The following is a 16,661-nucleotide window of genomic DNA, read 5'->3' as shown; positions in this document are numbered from 1 at the left end:
ATTAAATACCGTTAGTGCAGCACTTTCATCGTGATTTTTGACCTGAGAACCCTCATGAGCCGTTTTTGGAGCCCTGTTGTCCAAGCCTTAACCCCTTACGTTCCAGGGGAGCAACCGCAAATGGAGCGGCTGGTCAAACTCAATACCAATGAGAGCCCTTATGGTCCATCGCCAAAGGCACTCACAGCAATCGAAAGTCAAAATACGGCAGATTTGCGTCTTTATCCCGATCCAGAAGGTGCGGCCCTCAAAAAAGCGATTGCCAAATTGCATGGCCTAGATCCAAAACAAGTCTTCTTGGGCAACGGCTCAGATGAAGTTTTGGCTCACGTATTTGCTGGACTCCTCAAACAAAGCAAGCCGGTTCATTTTCCGGACATTACTTACAGCTTCTATCCTGTTTATTGCAAACTTTTTGGCATTGATTACCAAACGATTCCCTTGGGTGAAAAGTTTGAGATCAACACTGCTGATTACAAAACTCCGAACGGCGGAATTATTTTTCCCAACCCGAATGCTCCAACCGGCAGATCTATACCTCGTTCAGAAATCGAAGTCTTACTATCGCGCAACAAAGATTCAGTATTAGTTATTGATGAAGCCTACGTCGATTACGGAACTGAATCTTGCATTCCGTTATTAAGTGGCAAGGGCTGCCCAGAAAATCTTCTAGTTGTTCACACACTCTCCAAATCTCGCGCCCTAGCGGGTCTGCGCGTTGGCTTTGCGGTTGGTCATCCAGATTTAATTGAAGGATTAGAGCGAGTCAAAAATAGCTTTAACTCTTATCCACTAGGCCGCCTTGCTCAAGCGGGTGCCATTGCGGCCATTGAAGATCAAGCACATCTTGAGGAAACTTGTGCCAAGGTCATCCAAACACGAAGCAAGTTAGTTGAGCAACTCAATGCCCTGGGATTTGAAACGCTACCGTCAACTGCAAACTTTATTTTCACCCGTCACCCTAAGCATGCAGGCGTGAAGCTGTATCAAGCCTTGCGTGACAGAGGCATCATCGTGCGCCACTTTAAATCTGCGCGAATAGATGAATTCTTACGCATTACGATTGGCACAGATGAACAAAGCGACGAACTCGTCGTCGCTTTAAAAGAAATACTGAGTTAAGTTTTTAAATCAATAAGCGCAGGTTTATTTCGCGCTTACTTTTTGAGTCGCATCTCAGCTGCACGAGCATGAGCTTGCAAACCCTCACCATGAGCCAAGGTACTGGCCACAGCACCTAAGGTTTGGGCGCCCGCCTCACTAACTTCAATCATGCTGGAACGCTTAATGAAGTCATACACGCCCAAAGGTGAAGAGAAGCGTGCTGTACGTGCAGTAGGCAATACATGATTGGGTCCAGCGCAATAGTCGCCTAGGGATTCACTGGTGTAGTTGCCCATGAAGATAGCACCCGCATGACGAATTTGCTCTGCCCATTTACGGGGATCCACAGTGCAAATCTCTAAGTGCTCAGCAGCGATCGCATTGGCAATTGCACAAGCCTCTGCCATATCCTTAACCTGAATCAACAAGGCGCGATTGGTGAGGGAAGCTTCAATCACTTTAGCTCTTGGCATTTCCGGGAGAAGCTTATTAATGCTTGCTTGGACTTGCTCGATGTATGCAGCATCTGGACACAACAAGATCGATTGCGCTTGCTCATCATGCTCAGCCTGAGAGAACAAATCCATTGCGACCCAATCAGGGTTTGTAGATCCATCACAGAGCACCAGGATTTCAGATGGGCCTGCGATCATATCGATACCCACAATGCCAAATACTCTTCGCTTAGCCGCGGCTACATAAGCATTGCCTGGTCCAACAATTTTGTCGACCGAAGGAATGGTTTTGGTACCGTAAGCTAAAGCGCCAACAGCCTGGGCACCGCCGATCGTAAAGACACGATCAACACCAGCAAGGTAAGCTGCTGCTAGCACTAAAGGGTTGCGCGCACCGTCGGGAGTAGGAACCACCATAACAACCTCGGCAACACCCGCTACTTTTGCAGGAATCGCATTCATCAATACTGAAGATGGGTAAGCCGCCTTACCTCCGGGCACATAAATACCAACACGATCTAATGGAGTAACTTTTTGACCTAAGCGTGTGCCATCTTTTTCTTCATATTCCCAAGAATGACAGCCCGCCTCAATCTTTTGATGCTCGTGATAGGCGCGCACTCTTTGCGCAGCAACATCCAAAGCATTTTTTTGCTCAGCAGATAAAGATTGATAAGCCCGCTCTAAGTCTTTGCGAGGTACTTCTAATTCAGAAACGCTAGCAACATTTAAACGATCGAACTGTTTTGTAAAACCCAAAACCGCTTCATCACCCTGATCTTTAACGGCCGCCAGAATCTTGACTACCGCAGCATCTATCGCCTCATCATCAGCCGACGGCAAGGAAAGACTAGACAGCAGGATTTCTCTAAAGCCTGCATCCTTGCTATTAAGGCGTTTAACGTTGATTGTTGAAGGCATGTATGCGACCTCTTGGTGGCTACTGATTACTTCAGTAGTTCAAAAATGGGTTGCAACTGTGCACGCTTGCGCTTGTACGAAGCTTGGTTGACTACCAAACGTGCACTGATATCGGCAATTGGTTCAACTTCGACCAAACCATTGGCTTTCAAAGTGTTGCCAGTAGAAACCAAATCCACAATAGCGTCAGCTAAACCCACTAAAGGGGCAAGCTCCATCGATCCGTAGAGCTGAATCGTATCGATATGTACGCCTTTATTCGCAAAGTGCTCGCGTGCGCAATTGACATACTTGGTGGCTACTTTTAATCGAGAGCCTTGCTTCACCGCCGCAGCGTAATCAAATCCCTCGCGCACAGCAACAGACATACGACACTTAGCAATATCTAAGTCATAAGGCACATACAAACCATCGGCGCCTTTTTCCATCAGAACATCTAATCCAGCTACACCAAAGTCTGCGCCGCCAAATTGCACATACGTTGGCACATCTGAAGCGCGAACAATAATTAAACGAACATCTGGATTGGTAGTCTCAATAATGAGCTTGCGCGACTTCTCAGGATCCTCCAGCGGCACAATGCCGACCTTAGATAAGATCTCTGCTGTTTCTTCGAAGATGCGCCCTTTGGAGAGCGCTAAAGTCAATTTCATGGACTAATTATCCATCAGCCTTACTTAACGCGCTCAATATTGGCACCCAAGAGGGTTAACTTATGCTCCATGCGGTCATAGCCACGATCCAAGTGATAAATGCGGTCTACCTGGGTTTCACCCTGGGCAGCCAACCCAGCAATTACCAAACTAGCTGAAGCCCGCAGATCTGTAGCCATCACAATTGCGCCCGAAAGCTTTTCTACTCCCTGGGAAATTGCAGTGTTGCCTTCAATGGCTATATCAGCACCTAAACGATTGAGCTCTTGTACGTGCATGAAGCGATTCTCAAAAATCGTTTCCGTAATAGTGGAGGTACCTGATGCAACTGTATTCACCGTCATCAACTGCGCTTGCATGTCGGTCGGGAAAGCCGGGTATTCAGAAGTGCGGAAATTGACGGCTTTAGGACGACCATGCATCGAAGCCTTAATCCAATCGGGGCCAATCTCCATTTGTAGACCGGCTTCTTTTAGTTTCACGATCACTGCGTCTAAAGTGTCAGGGCGACAGTGTTTGACTGTAATTTCACCACCAGTTGCCGCTACGGCACACAAGAATGTACCTGCCTCAATACGATCTGGAATCACTGAATGCTCTGCGCCGTGAAGTTTTTCAACACCCTCAATAACCAAACGGTCACTGCCAATCCCTGAAATCTTCGCGCCCATCTTTACTAATAACTCAGCCAAGTCGCCAACCTCAGGCTCGCGTGCTGCATTTTCTAAAACCGTTGTACCCGACGCTAAAGTTGCGGCCATTAATAAATTTTCGGTACCAGTCACAGTAATCATGTCGGTCAATATCGAGGCGCCTTTTAAGCGATCTGACTGCGGCTTTGTTTCAGCTTGGATATAGCCGCTCTTGATCTTGATACTTGCACCCATCGCCTTAAGACCCTTGATATGCTGATCTACTGGGCGTGCGCCAATAGCGCAGCCACCTGGTAATGACACTTTGGCACTATGCATTCTTGCCAAGAGGGGGCCAAGCACCAAAATAGAAGCACGCATGGTCTTCACCATTTCATAGGTAGCTTCAGAACTTTTAATGACTGCTGCATTCAAAATCATGTGGCTACGATTGCCAGCATTTGGAAAATCTACCGTTACACCAATCTCTTGCAAAAGCTTGAGCATGGTGCGCACATCCTGCAAGTCAGGAACATTGCGTAAAACAACCGGTTGATCGGTCAATAGACAGGCACACAAAATCGGCAATGCGGCATTTTTAGCGCCAGCAATCACTACCTCTCCCTTGAGAGGTGTTCCGCCAACCATTCGTAATTTATCCATGAAACGATTCCAGTAAAAACTTATTTATTAATATTCAATTCGTAATGCGCAATGATGTAATTTTTATGCCGCTGAATTTTGCGCAAACTCTTCAGGTGTAAACGCCTTGATAGATAAAGCATGCACTTCTGCTTTCATGCGATCACCCATTGCGCCATAAACTAATTGATGACGCTGCACTAAACGCTTACCCTCAAAATCAGGGCTCACAATGGTTGCAAAAAAATGCTGGCCATCACCCTCTACTTGTATATGGGTGCACTGAATACCTTGCTTGATATAGCCTTCAATCTGTTCGGGTGTGGGTAGCATTTCTTTTCCTAAAACCAGGATGTCAATAATTAATAACGGAGCTTATAGCCCTTTTGTAGCAGACGCAAAGCAATTGCCGATACCACCACAAAGAAGCAGAACACAATCGCTAGGCTGCTCCAAGGAGAGTTATCCGAAACTCCAAAAAAGCCATACCGGAAGCCGTCAATCATATAAAAGAATGGATTGAAATGAGATACCACTTGCCATGCCGGAGGTAAAGAATGAATCGAATAAAAAACGCCTGACAACATGGTTGCCGGCATGATGATGAAGTTCTGAAAGGCGGCTAACTGGTCATATTTATCAGCCCAGATACCAGCTATCAAACCAAGACTTCCTAAGATTGCTGCGCCCAAGAAGGCAAAGGTCAAAATCCACAATGGATATTCCAGGGTAGGTGTTGCAAACCAGATGGTAATTAACAACACACCCAGCCCCACCACAATGCCACGAAATACTGCAGCCAAGATATAGGCAGCATAAAACTCCAAGTGACTCAATGGGGCTAATAAAACAAAGACTAAGTTGCCTGTAACTTTTGACTGAATTAAAGAAGAAGATGTATTTGCAAAAGCATTTTGCAAAACACTCATCATCACTAGGCCCGGGATTAAAAAGGCGGTGTAACTTAGGCGGCCATAAACTTCCCTGCCTTCAAGCACGTGCCCAAAGATCATGAGATACAGCACAGCCGTCAGAACTGGGGCAGCTACTGTCTGGAAAGCAACTTTATAAAAGCGCTTGACCTCTTTAAATAATAGCGTTGGGAAGCCGCTGCCATATTCCAATGCAGGCCTATTGAGTCCGTGTTTCATAGAGCGCCTCCGGACATAATATTGACAAAGACTTCTTCTAGATCTGTTTTACCTTCACCATCTTTTTTGACGGATCCATAACGACTTAACAAATTAGCAGTGGTATCTAAGGCCACAATTCTGCCTTGCTTGAGCATGGCAATGCGTTGGCACAAAGCTTCCGCCTCTTCCAAGTAATGTGTAGTCAAAACAATCGTGTGGCCGTCTTGATTGAGACGACTAATAAATTGCCATAGGGATTGACGTAACTCAACGTCCACTCCAGCAGTAGGCTCATCCAAAATAATGACTGGTGGTCTATGCACTAAAGCCTGAGCTACAAGCACTCGACGCTTCATGCCGCCAGACAAAGAGCGCATATTGCTATCCGCCTTAGAGGTGAGATCAAGATTGGCCATGATCTCGTCAATCCAAGCATCGTTATTTTTAATTCCAAAATAACCGGATTGAAATCGTAAAGTCTCACGCACAGTAAAAAATGGATCAAAGACCAGCTCTTGTGGGACTACGCCAAGCATACGACGCGCTTCACGAAAACCCTTCTGCACATCAGCACCCATAATCGCCGCATGACCATGGCTAGGCGTTACTAAGCCAGCCAAAATAGAAATTAATGTTGTTTTACCTGCGCCGTTCGGACCCAATAGGCCAAAGAACTCGCCCGGCTCAATAGTCAGTGACACATCATCTAATGCTTGAAGAGCCCCATACTGCTTAGATATATTTTGAATAGATATTGCAGGGTGCATCGCCATCACATACCCAACAGTGCAGCAACACCATAAACACCAGCCAGGACTTTTAGCTTTTCTGGGGCATGCTCAATCGAAATTGATTGCCCCTCAGCCACAAGCTTTTTTTGCCAAGCCAGCAAAACGGTTAATACGGTGGAGTCAAAGTCTTTTAATTCAGAACAATCAATCAAGCGTAAGCTTGGGCTACTTAACAAGCCCTCTTTTTGCAATTGCAAGGCATTTTCTTGCGTTACTTTTTTTGGCAAAAGAAAAGGCATGATCTGTGTACTTAGCAATTAATTGGCCGGTTTAGCGCTAGCTAATTGCTTATTGCGGTCTTGCAAAAACTTCACTAAACCTTCAATTCCATTTTGACTAATTTGGTTTGAGAATTGATTGCGATAAGCTTCAACTAACCAAACACCCATGATGTTCATGTCATAGACCTTCCAACCATTCGCTGTTTTCTCAAGACGATAGTCCAAAGGTACAGGATCTCCACGGCCAAGTACAACCGTTTTAACCACCACCTCTTTATCATCCGGGGCAGCTCGCAGAGCCTTAAATTGCACAGTCTGATCACGCAATTGGCTCAAAGCACCAGAGTAGGTTCGAATCAATAAATTTTTAAACTCAGAAGTTAATTGGGCTTGCTGCTCAGGCGTTGCCTTTTTCCAATTAGGGCCCATCGCCATTTCTGTTGTGCGACGCATATCGGTATACGGGACAATCTTCTTATCAACCAAATCCACAATCTTAGGAATATTGCCCTTTTGAATATCTGGATCAGCCTTAACGGTTGCCATGACCTCAGTAACCACCATCTTAATTAAAGCATCGGGGGGTGTTGATTGATCGGGAACTTGCGCCAAAACAGTTCCAGATGCGAGCAATAGGCCTGCACAGATAAAACCGAAGATTTGCTTAAAGCTTTTCATTTTCCCGCCCACCATCTTTATCTAAATTGAGAGTCATTTTAGTCACTTCAAACTACATTGCTTGTTGCTTATTGCTTGTTTTTTATAACTTATTGGTATGGATTCTCATAAACCGGCATTTGAGGCTCTTCATCATCGCGACCCTCATTTATTTGATAGGCTCGTCTCTGAATATAAGCATCACGCACAAAGCTGTACTTATCAATTGCGGCACCATCCAACAAATCACCCGCTTCGTAATAAGTATTACGTGCATTGACTACACGCAAGCCAGTAATACTGTTGCGAAGCCCGATATTCTTCACAAAGCTAAATAGATAATCTGACTCTAGATCTCCCACGGTACCAACGGTATCGCGTACGTTACTTGGACCAAAGAAAGGGAGAACAACATAAGGACCTGAAGGCACACCCCAAACACCTAAAGTTTGTCCCCAGTCTTCTTTGTGCTTTTCGAGGCCGCCAGGAGTTGCCAGATCAATCAGTCCGCCCAATCCCATGGTTGTATTTACCGCTACTCGCATTAAATCATTAAAGGCAAAGTCTGGCTTGCCCTGTAACAAATTAAAGAGCGCAGTATAGATATCGTTGTAGTTACTAAAGAAGTTGTAAATTCCATCGCGCACAAATTCAGGCAATACAAAACGATAACCAGCAACTACTGGCTTTAAAAGATAAGCATCTAGGCCTTCGTTAAATTCAAATACCGAGCGGTTAAACGGCTCCCAAGGGTCTTGTGGAGAGCGCTCTGCGCCAGCAGGAATCGATGCACAGCCGACCATGCTAAAAACCAAACTCAGCAAAACTGCCTGCTTGATTTTGCGCAGAATGATCAACATCATTTTGCCGTGCCCTTATCTTGGCCGCTATCTGCTGCCTTGTTATAGAGAAATTGGCTAATCAAATTTTCTAAAACAATGGCTGACTGAGTTTGAGAAATCTTCTCGCCATTCGTCAACATATCATCTGAGCCGCCTGCTTCAAGACCAATATATTGCTCGCCCAATAAACCCGATGTCAAAATCTTTGCCGAAGAATCTTTCGGAAACTTATAAGAATCTTCAATGGTCATTACAACAGTTGCTTGGTAAGTCTTGTCATCAAAAGAGATGTTGGCAATCCGTCCAACCACTACACCAGCGCTTTTCACAGGCGCGCGAGGTTTCAAGCCACCAATGTTGTCAAAGCGCGCAGAAATTTTGTATGTTGGTGCGAATGACACTGCATTCATATTGCCAACCTTGAGTGCAAGGAATAATGCTGCCAACAAACCCATGGCAACAAAAATTCCTACCCAGACGTCAATTGCACTTTTTCTCATAAGAGCCCCAGTTTATTCTTTCTAATTTGAGAACATCATTGCGGTTAGCAAGAAATCTAACGCTAAAACCGATAAAGAAGAGATCACCACCGTACGGGTGGTTGCTTGCGAAACGCCTTCTGGAGTGGGCCTAGATTCATAGCCCTGATAAAGGGCAATAAACGTTACCGCTACACCAAACACCATGCTTTTAATTAGGCCATTGCCAATATCAGAGAATAGGTCGACCCCACCCTGCATTTGGGACCAGAATGCGCCAGAATCGACCCCAATAAGCGGTACGCCAACCAAATAGCCTCCCAGAACACCTACTGCCGTAAAGATAGTGGCCAGAATAGGCATAGAAATAATGCCGGCCCAAAGACGAGGCGCAATCACACGGCCCAATGGATCAACTGCCATCATCTCCATGGCAGTCAGCTGTTCGCCAGCTTTCATCAAACCGATTTCTGCTGTCAATGAAGTACCGGCTCTTCCGGCAAACAATAAAGCGGTAATGACGGGGCCAAGTTCGCGAGTTAAAGAGAGGGCAACTAACAGGCCAAGTGCCTGCTCTGATCCATAACGATTCAAGGTGTAGTAACCCTGTAATCCCAAAACAAAACCAACAAACAATCCTGAAACCGCAATGATCACAAATGAGTGATTACCAACAAATAGAATTTGATCAATCACCAAGCGCGGTCTTTTAAGCAAAAATCCTGAACGAACAATCACTGCAGCAAACATGCGAGCAGCTAAACCAAGGCTGCTCAAGTTGCGCCGTACAAAAAATCCAAGATCCCCTAATAGATTTAGAAGCTTAGTCATCAATTACCCACTCCAAAATCTTCTGCCAAACTTATTCCTGGGTAATGGAAAGGCACAGGACCATCAGGCGCAGCATCTAAAAACTGTCTAACGAAAGGATCTGTGGAGCGACTCAATTCCTCAGGAGTTCCTTCTGCACCAATGCGACCATTTGCAATAAAATAGACGTAATCTGCAATCGCAAAAGTCTCTTCCACATCGTGTGTAACCAATAAACTCGTGGCTCCCAGGGCATTATTGAGATCGCGAATTAAGCGCGCGGTAATGCCCAAAGAAATAGGATCAAGACCAGCAAATGGCTCGTCATACATGATAAGCGGCGGATCTAAAGCAATTGCTCTTGCAAGCGCAACACGCCTTGCCATGCCACCAGAAATTTGTGAAGGCATCAAGTCACGTGCCCCACGCAAACCTACCGCATTGAGTTTCATTAATACAAGTGAACGCAATAATTCTTCGCTAAGGTCAGTGTGTTCACGCAATGGAAAGGCAACGTTTTCAAAAACACTAAGATCAGTGAATAAAGCGCCAAACTGAAAAAGCATCCCCATGCGACGACGAGCAGCCATTAACTCAGCGCCACTCATCTTGCCAATGTCCTGGCCTTCAAAAAGAACTTGTCCTGACTGTGCGTTGTATTGACCGCCAATCAAACGAAGAATGGTGGTCTTACCGCAACCCGAGCCGCCCATTACAGCAACTACTTGACCGCGTCGAAACTCCATATTGAGTCCCGACAAAATCTGCCGCTCGCCTGGAGCGTAGGAAAAGTTGACGTCTTTGATCGAGACGACAACTTCACCCGCAGCTTGCTTGCTTACATCCAAGGAATTTGGCTGACCACTGTTCATATCCCCGACATTATCGAGGTAAAACAGAAGACCCCATTAAATACTCGTCTACTGAACGGGCGCATTGACGACCTTCGCGAATCGCCCAAACAACCAAAGACTGTCCACGGCGCATATCGCCCGCAGCAAATACCTTAGGAACGTTCGTTTGATAGGCATTTTGACCGTCTACAGTCGCTTTTGCATTACCGCGAGCATCTTTCTCAACACCAAATGCATTGAGTACTTGCTGAACTGGTGAAACAAAGCCCATTGCTAAAAGTACTAAATCTGCCTTGATCTCAAACTCAGAGTTTGGCACTTCTGCCATCTTGCCGTCCTTCCACTCCAAGCGAACACCAATCAGTTTCTCAACTTTGCCGTTTTTGCCTTCAAAACGCTTAGTTCCAACAGACCAGTCACGATCACAACCTTCTTCATGAGATGAAGAGGTGCGCAACTTAGTTGGCCAGTAAGGCCATACCAAAGGCTTGTTCTCTACTTCTGGAGGCTGTGGGAGTAATTCAAACTGAGTAATTTTGGTGGCGCCGTGACGGTTTGAAGTACCAACGCAATCAGAACCAGTATCACCACCACCAATAACGACTACATGCTTATCGGTTGCACGAATTTCATTTTTAAAGTCGCCTGCATTTTCTTTGTTCTGCGGAATCAAGAATTCCAATGCGTAATGTACGCCAGCCAATTCACGGCCAGGAACTGGCAAATCACGTGGCTGCTCTGCACCACCAGTGATAACAACAGCATCAAAATCTTTCATCAACTGTTCAGGAGAAACTGTCTTAGTGGAGTAATTTTTTACTTCAGCACCAATCGCCTCTTTACCAACAAAAACGCCTGTCTCAAACTTCACGCCTTCAGCTTGCATCTGCTCAACGCGACGATCAATTAACCACTTTTCCATTTTGAAATCAGGAATACCGTAACGAAGCAAGCCACCAACGCGATCGTTCTTTTCAAACACAGTTACGTCATGACCAACACGAGCCAATTGCTGTGCAGCCGCCATACCTGCTGGACCGCCACCAACAACCGCTACTTTCTTGCCAGTCTTAGTCTTAGGTGGTTGCGGCTTCACCCAACCACTCTCCCAACCCTTATCAATGATGGCATGCTCAATAGATTTGATGCCAACCGCAGTGCTGTTGATACCAAGAGTGCAAGCAGCTTCACAAGGCGCTGGGCAAATACGGCCAGTAAACTCCGGGAAGTTATTAGTCGATTGCAAAACATCCAATGCATTCTTCCAATCATCATGAAAGACCAAGTCATTAAAGTCAGGAATGATGTTGTTCACTGGGCAGCCGTTATTACAAAACGGAATGCCGCAATCCATACAACGTGCACCCTGAACCTTCGCTTCTTCGTCAGTTAAAGCGGCAACAAACTCTTTGTAGTGATGTAGACGTTTAACCGGCGCTTCGTACGTTTCACCAACGCGCTCAAACTCCATAAATCCAGTGACCTTACCCATATCGAATCCTCAGTATCTTTTCTTAATGTCTATCTATATTGATTAAGTGATTTAAGCTGCAACTGTTTTTTTCTGCGCTTTTTCCCACAGCTCTCCAAGAGCACGTTTGTACTCAGTTGGGAGAACTTTCACAAAACGTGCGCGGGCATTGTCCCAATCAGCCAAGATTGCTTTAGCGCGCTCAGAGCCAGTGTGACGGAAATGACGCTCAACCAAGCCCTTGAGTATTTGCTCGTCAGTCAAACGCTCGCCGCCATCTTTCACATCAACAGGGGCATGCCACTCAGACTTCGGCATCTTGGCAATCTGCTCAGCAGAAGGCAATACTTTTTCCAAAGTCGCCATGCTGGTGTTGCAGCGCTTATCAAACAAGCCATCTTCGTCGTAAACGTAAGCAATACCACCACTCATACCTGCAGCAAAGTTACGGCCTGTGGCACCCAAGACCACCACGGTGCCACCGGTCATGTACTCGCAACCATGGTCGCCAGTGCCTTCAACAACAGTAGTGGCACCAGAGTTACGCACTGCAAAACGCTCGCCAGCTACGCCATTGAAGAATGCTTCGCCAGCAATCGCACCGTAAAGAACGGTGTTGCCAACAATGATGTTCTTAGCGGTATCGCCACGGAACTCATGAGGAGCGCGAACGATCACGCGTCCACCGGATAAGCCTTTACCAACGTAGTCATTGCCATCGCCAACTAAATCCAAAGTAATGCCACGTGCCAAGAAGGCTGCAAAGCTTTGGCCGGCAGTGCCATTCAACTGAATGTGGATAGTGTCATCTGGCAATCCTGCATGACCATAACGCTGAGCAACTTCACCTGAAAGCATTGCGCCGACGGTGCGGTTTACGTTCTTCACTGGAACAATGAAGGAAACCTTCTCGCCACGCTCTAATGCAGGCTCACTCTTCTCGATCAAGATATTGTCGAGCGCACTAGCTAAACCATGGTCTTGTGTCAGCACTTGATAACGTGGAACTTCGCTTGCTACTTGTGGTTCAGCAAAAATCTTACTGAAATCCAAGCCATGCACTTTCCAGTTCTCAATACCTTTGCGGGTATCCAACAAATCTACACGACCAATTAAGTCATCAAACTTACGAATACCGAGTTGTGCCATGATCTCGCGTGCTTCTTCAGCAATAAAGAAGAAGAAGTTCACAACGTGCTCTGGCTTGCCAGAGAATTTCTTACGCAATTCTGGATCTTGTGTAGCAACGCCTACTGGGCAAGTATTCAAGTGACACTTACGCATCATGATGCAACCCTCAACCACCAATGGAGCGGTCGCAAAACCAAACTCATCAGCGCCCAACAAAGCGCCGATTACTACGTCGCGACCAGTCTTCATTTGACCGTCAGCCTGAACACGAATACGACTACGTAAACCATTGAGAACCAATGTTTGCTGTGTTTCAGCCAAGCCAAGTTCCCATGGGGAGCCGGCGTGCTTGATTGAAGACAATGGGGATGCACCAGTACCACCATCGTGACCAGCGATCACAACGTGGTCTGCTTTTGCTTTCGCAACGCCAGCAGCAACAGTACCAACACCCACTTCGGATACCAACTTCACAGAAACGTCAGCCTTTGGATTGACGTTCTTCAAGTCATGAATCAACTGAGCGATATCTTCAATCGAGTAAATATCATGGTGCGGAGGAGGAGAAATCAATCCTACGCCTGGCACTGAGAAACGCAACTTACCAATGTAGTCAGAAACCTTGCCACCAGGCAATTGACCGCCTTCACCAGGCTTAGCGCCTTGCGCCATCTTGATCTGAATCTGATCAGCAGAACGCAAATACTCAGTAGTCACACCAAAGCGACCAGAGGCAACCTGCTTAATCTTGGAGCGTAATGAGTCGCCATCCAACAATGGAATATTGGCCTCAACCACATCGCTACCCAGAACACTGGCTAAAGTCTCGCCCTTCTTGATTGGAATGCCCTTGAGTTCATTCACATAACGGTTTGGATCTTCGCCGCCTTCACCAGTATTGGACTTGCCGCCGATACGATTCATTGCAATTGCTAATGTAGCGTGCGCTTCAGTTGAGATTGATCCCAAAGACATCGCGCCTGTTGCAAAACGTTTAACGATTTCTTTTGCAGATTCCACTTCGTCCAATGGAATCGCTTTTACTGGGTCGATCTTGAATTCAAACAAACCGCGCAAAGTCATTTGACGCTTAGTTTGGTCGTTAATGATGTTGGCGTACTCTTTGTAAGTCTGATAGCCCTTCTCAGCACCAATACGTGTGGAGTGCTGCAACTTCGCAATCGTGTCAGGAGTCCACATATGGTTCTCGCCACGAATACGGAAAGCATATTCACCACCAGCATCGAGCATATTAGTTAGAACTGGGTCATTACTAAACGCGGCAGTATGCATGCGCAGCGCTTCTTCAGCCACCTCAAATACGCCGATACCACCAACGTTTGATGGAGTGCCTTTGAAGTATTGATCAATGATGTCGTGATTTAAACCAATCGCCTCAAAAATCTGTGAGCCGGTATAGGACATGTAAGTAGAGATACCCATTTTGGACATCACTTTTTGCAAGCCCTTACCAACCGCTTTGACAAAGTTCTTCACTGCTTTTTCAGCAGATAAGTCACCTGACAAACCTTTAGCCATTTCAGCCAAGGTTTCCATGGCCAGGTATGGATGAACTGCTTCAGCACCATAACCAGCAAGAAGAGCAAAGTGATGAGTCTCGCGTGCGCTGCCAGTCTCAACTACCAGACCAACGCTAGTACGCAAACCTTTTTGCACCAAATGCTGATGAATTGCAGAAGTTGCCAACAATGCAGGAATTGCAACGTGCTTCTCGTCTACTTGACGATCGCTCACGATCAAAATGTTGTAACCAGAACGTACCGCATCGGCAGCTTCAGCACACAAAGATGCTAAGCGCGCTTCAATGCCAGCCTTGCCCCATGAAGCTGGGTAGCAGATGTCCAACTCATAAGAGCGGAACTTGCCGTTGGTGTAGTGGCCAATATGACGAATCTTAGTAATGTCATCAAAATCTAAAATCGGCTGACTGACTTCTAAGCGCATTGGCGGGTTGATGTTGTTAGTGTCTAACAAATTCGGTTTTGGTCCGATGAATGACACCAATGACATCACCATATTCTCGCGAATCGGATCGATCGGAGGATTGGTAACCTGTGCAAATAATTGCTTGAAGTAGTTATAGAGTGGCTTGTTCTTATTAGAGAGAACTGCCAACGGGCTATCGTTACCCATCGAACCAATTGCCTCTTCACCATTCATGGCCATTGGAGCCATCAAGAACTTAATGTCTTCCTGGGTATAACCAAAAGCCTGCTGGCGATCTAATAATTTAGCTGCCGGACGAATAGTGGTTTTCTCATCGACCAAGTCTGCCTTGCTGGCATCAACTTCATCCAACTTGACGCGAACCGCATCAATCCAGCTCTTATATGGCTTAGCCTTAGAAACAGCATTCTTGAGCTCAACGTCATCAATAATGCGGCCTTGTTCCATATCGATCATGAACATCTTGCCTGGCTGCAAACGCCATTTTTGAACGATCTTGCTCTCAGGAATCGGTAATACACCAGCCTCAGAACCCATGATGACTAAATCATCGTCAGTTACGTAATAACGTGCTGGACGCAAACCATTGCGATCTAAAGTTGCGCCTATTTGACGACCATCGGTAAACGCCATTGCTGCAGGACCATCCCATGGCTCCATCATTGCAGCATGGTATTCATAGAAAGCGCGGCGATTGTCATCCATCAATGCATGCTGTTCCCATGCCTCAGGAATCATCATCATCATGGCTTGAGCCAATGGATAACCTGACATTACCAACAACTCTAGACAGTTATCAAAGCAAGCTGTGTCTGATTGACCTGGATAAATTAGTGGCCAGAGTTTTTGTAAGTCATCGCCAAGTACCGGGGAGCTAATCGCGCCCTCGCGTGCATTAACCCAATTGACGTTTCCTTTAACGGTATTGATTTCACCGTTGTGCGCAATCATGCGATACGGATGTGCTAATTCCCATGCCGGGAAAGTATTGGTGGAGAAGCGCTGATGCACTAAAGCCAATGCAGAAACAGTACGCTTGTCTTGCAAGTCTTGATAGTACGCGCCCACTTGGTTAGCCAACAGCAAACCCTTATAAACAATGGTTCTAGCAGACATCGAAGTAACGAAATATTCTTTACCATGCTTAAGATGCAAATCTTGAATTGCATGACTAGCTGTCTTGCGAATGACATACAACTTACGCTCAAGTGCATCGGTTGTCATGATGTCGCGACCACGACCAATAAAAATTTGACGTATGAATGGCTCAGTCAGTTGCACAGTTGGCGACATCGGTAATTTCACATCTACCGGAACATCTCTCCAACCTAAAACAACTTGCCCTTCTAAACGTACAGTGCGCTCTAATTCTTGTTCGCATGCCAATCGGGAAGCATGTTCTTTTGGTAAGAAAATCATACCAACGCCATACTCACCTAATGGTGGCAAAGTTACGCCTTGCTTAGCCATTTCTTCGCGATACAAAGTATCTGGAATCTGAATCAAAATACCAGCGCCATCACCCATTAACGGATCAGCACCAACTGCTCCCCGGTGATCTAGGTTCTCCAGAATCTGTAAACCCTGAGAAACGATCTCGTGGGATTTCTTACCCTTGATATGTGCAACGAATCCAACGCCGCAAGCGTCATGCTCATTACTAGGGTCATATAAACCTTGAGCGATTGGGCGAAGATTTGAATTTAATTGTGTAGTCATAGTATTTCCGAGGGGCGACAAAGGCCTGATTACTTTTGGAGGATCCAATATAGGTGAATACCCACACCGATGCAATAGAAATAAAATGAGTCTGTCCCATTTATTTAGATGTCGCACCAATATGAATTCTATATATGGGGACAGAGTCGCTAGATTCAATACCCCTTTTAAACTTCAG

The 16,661-nt window shown here is 46.0% G+C and carries 14 protein-coding genes and 1 pseudogene; 1 reads left to right on the top strand and 14 read right to left on the bottom strand.

The features are described from left to right. Nucleotides 1-54: 54 nt before the first annotated feature. The gene (gene hisC, locus ICN18_RS03210) at nt 55-1,122 is read left to right on the top strand and encodes a histidinol-phosphate transaminase (RefSeq protein WP_216189046.1); all 1,068 of its coding nucleotides are present in this window, start codon (nt 55-57) and stop codon (nt 1,120-1,122) included. 35 nt (nt 1,123-1,157) lie between these two features. Here hisC and hisD read toward each other — a convergent pair whose 3' ends face one another. The 14 genes and pseudogenes from hisD to ICN18_RS03140 all read right to left on the bottom strand — a co-directional run bounded on the left by hisD (nt 1,158) and on the right by ICN18_RS03140 (nt 16,483). Further along, nucleotides 1,158-2,480 (bottom strand): histidinol dehydrogenase, encoded by a 1,323-nt coding sequence (hisD, locus tag ICN18_RS03205; protein ID WP_216189045.1) that lies wholly within the window; start codon nt 2,478-2,480, stop codon nt 1,158-1,160. A 26-nt stretch (nt 2,481-2,506) separates the two neighbouring features. Continuing rightward, the gene (gene hisG / locus ICN18_RS03200) at nt 2,507-3,133 is read right to left on the bottom strand and encodes an ATP phosphoribosyltransferase (protein WP_216189044.1); all 627 of its coding nucleotides are present in this window, start codon (nt 3,131-3,133) and stop codon (nt 2,507-2,509) included. 20 nt (nt 3,134-3,153) lie between these two features. Then, nucleotides 3,154-4,428: a UDP-N-acetylglucosamine 1-carboxyvinyltransferase gene (murA, locus tag ICN18_RS03195; protein WP_216189043.1), complete on the bottom strand. Its 1,275-nt coding sequence runs from the start codon at nt 4,426-4,428 to the stop codon at nt 3,154-3,156. A 63-nt stretch (nt 4,429-4,491) separates the two neighbouring features. After that, nucleotides 4,492-4,740, bottom strand: coding sequence for a BolA family protein (locus ICN18_RS03190; RefSeq protein WP_216189042.1), 249 nt, complete (start codon nt 4,738-4,740; stop codon nt 4,492-4,494). Nucleotides 4,741-4,769: 29 nt separating this feature from the next. After that, nucleotides 4,770-5,558 carry an ABC transporter permease gene (locus ICN18_RS03185; RefSeq protein WP_216189041.1) on the bottom strand — a complete coding sequence of 263 codons (789 nt, stop codon included), beginning with the start codon at nt 5,556-5,558 and terminating at the stop codon, nt 4,770-4,772. Nucleotides 5,559-5,623: 65 nt separating this feature from the next. After that, a pseudogene (locus tag ICN18_RS03180) lies at nt 5,624-6,307 on the bottom strand (ABC transporter ATP-binding protein); the annotation flags it as partial. Nucleotides 6,308-6,312: 5 nt separating this feature from the next. Next, nucleotides 6,313-6,570, bottom strand: a complete 258-nt coding sequence (locus ICN18_RS03175; RefSeq protein ID WP_216189040.1) for an STAS domain-containing protein — start codon at nt 6,568-6,570, stop codon at nt 6,313-6,315. Between the two features lie 18 nt (nt 6,571-6,588). Continuing rightward, complete coding sequence (locus tag ICN18_RS03170; protein ID WP_216189039.1) at nt 6,589-7,230, bottom strand: MlaC/ttg2D family ABC transporter substrate-binding protein; 642 nt, start codon at nt 7,228-7,230, stop codon at nt 6,589-6,591. An 89-nt stretch (nt 7,231-7,319) separates the two neighbouring features. Continuing rightward, nucleotides 7,320-8,072, bottom strand: coding sequence for an MlaA family lipoprotein (locus tag ICN18_RS03165; protein WP_255532052.1), 753 nt, complete (start codon nt 8,070-8,072; stop codon nt 7,320-7,322). After that, nucleotides 8,069-8,551, bottom strand: a complete 483-nt coding sequence (gene mlaD / locus ICN18_RS03160; RefSeq protein WP_216189038.1) for an outer membrane lipid asymmetry maintenance protein MlaD — start codon at nt 8,549-8,551, stop codon at nt 8,069-8,071. Before mlaD ends, ICN18_RS03165 begins: the two co-directional genes overlap by 4 nt. Nucleotides 8,552-8,572: 21 nt before the next feature. Beyond that, nucleotides 8,573-9,361, bottom strand: a complete 789-nt coding sequence (mlaE, locus tag ICN18_RS03155; RefSeq protein WP_216189037.1) for a lipid asymmetry maintenance ABC transporter permease subunit MlaE — start codon at nt 9,359-9,361, stop codon at nt 8,573-8,575. After that, nucleotides 9,361-10,212 carry an ABC transporter ATP-binding protein gene (locus ICN18_RS03150; RefSeq protein ID WP_216189036.1) on the bottom strand — a complete coding sequence of 284 codons (852 nt, stop codon included), beginning with the start codon at nt 10,210-10,212 and terminating at the stop codon, nt 9,361-9,363. Before ICN18_RS03150 ends, mlaE begins: the two co-directional genes overlap by 1 nt. 10 nt (nt 10,213-10,222) lie before the next feature. After that, nucleotides 10,223-11,686: a glutamate synthase subunit beta gene (locus ICN18_RS03145; RefSeq protein ID WP_216189035.1), complete on the bottom strand. Its 1,464-nt coding sequence runs from the start codon at nt 11,684-11,686 to the stop codon at nt 10,223-10,225. A gap of 51 nt (nt 11,687-11,737) precedes the next feature. Beyond that, nucleotides 11,738-16,483 (bottom strand): glutamate synthase-related protein, encoded by a 4,746-nt coding sequence (locus ICN18_RS03140; RefSeq protein WP_216189034.1) that lies wholly within the window; start codon nt 16,481-16,483, stop codon nt 11,738-11,740. Between the last annotated feature and the right edge of the window lie 178 nt (nt 16,484-16,661).

It is taken from the genome of Polynucleobacter parvulilacunae (assembly GCF_018881715.1).
Lineage (GTDB): Bacteria > Pseudomonadota > Gammaproteobacteria > Burkholderiales > Burkholderiaceae > Polynucleobacter > Polynucleobacter parvulilacunae.
Note: the sequence above shows the minus strand (reverse complement) of the source record. Positions and strands in the feature narration are given on the sequence as shown.

Bases quoted from the DNA above. Each gene is read 5' to 3' on its own strand.
- hisC (WP_216189046.1), top strand. From the start codon at position 55: ATGAGCCGTTTTTGGAGCCCTGTTGTCCAAGCCTTAACCCCTTACGTT.
- hisD (WP_216189045.1), bottom strand. From the start codon at position 2,480: ATGCCTTCAACAATCAACGTTAAACGCCTTAATAGCAAGGATGCAGGC.
- hisG (WP_216189044.1), bottom strand. From the start codon at position 3,133: ATGAAATTGACTTTAGCGCTCTCCAAAGGGCGCATCTTCGAAGAAACA.
- murA (WP_216189043.1), bottom strand. From the start codon at position 4,428: ATGGATAAATTACGAATGGTTGGCGGAACACCTCTCAAGGGAGAGGTA.
- ICN18_RS03190 (WP_216189042.1), bottom strand. From the start codon at position 4,740: ATGCTACCCACACCCGAACAGATTGAAGGCTATATCAAGCAAGGTATT.
- ICN18_RS03185 (WP_216189041.1), bottom strand. From the start codon at position 5,558: ATGAAACACGGACTCAATAGGCCTGCATTGGAATATGGCAGCGGCTTC.
- ICN18_RS03175 (WP_216189040.1), bottom strand. From the start codon at position 6,570: ATGCCTTTTCTTTTGCCAAAAAAAGTAACGCAAGAAAATGCCTTGCAA.
- ICN18_RS03170 (WP_216189039.1), bottom strand. From the start codon at position 7,230: ATGAAAAGCTTTAAGCAAATCTTCGGTTTTATCTGTGCAGGCCTATTG.
- ICN18_RS03165 (WP_255532052.1), bottom strand. From the start codon at position 8,072: ATGATGTTGATCATTCTGCGCAAAATCAAGCAGGCAGTTTTGCTGAGT.
- mlaD (WP_216189038.1), bottom strand. From the start codon at position 8,551: ATGAGAAAAAGTGCAATTGACGTCTGGGTAGGAATTTTTGTTGCCATG.
- mlaE (WP_216189037.1), bottom strand. From the start codon at position 9,361: ATGACTAAGCTTCTAAATCTATTAGGGGATCTTGGATTTTTTGTACGG.
- ICN18_RS03150 (WP_216189036.1), bottom strand. From the start codon at position 10,212: ATGAACAGTGGTCAGCCAAATTCCTTGGATGTAAGCAAGCAAGCTGCG.
- ICN18_RS03145 (WP_216189035.1), bottom strand. From the start codon at position 11,686: ATGGGTAAGGTCACTGGATTTATGGAGTTTGAGCGCGTTGGTGAAACG.
- ICN18_RS03140 (WP_216189034.1), bottom strand. From the start codon at position 16,483: ATGACTACACAATTAAATTCAAATCTTCGCCCAATCGCTCAAGGTTTA.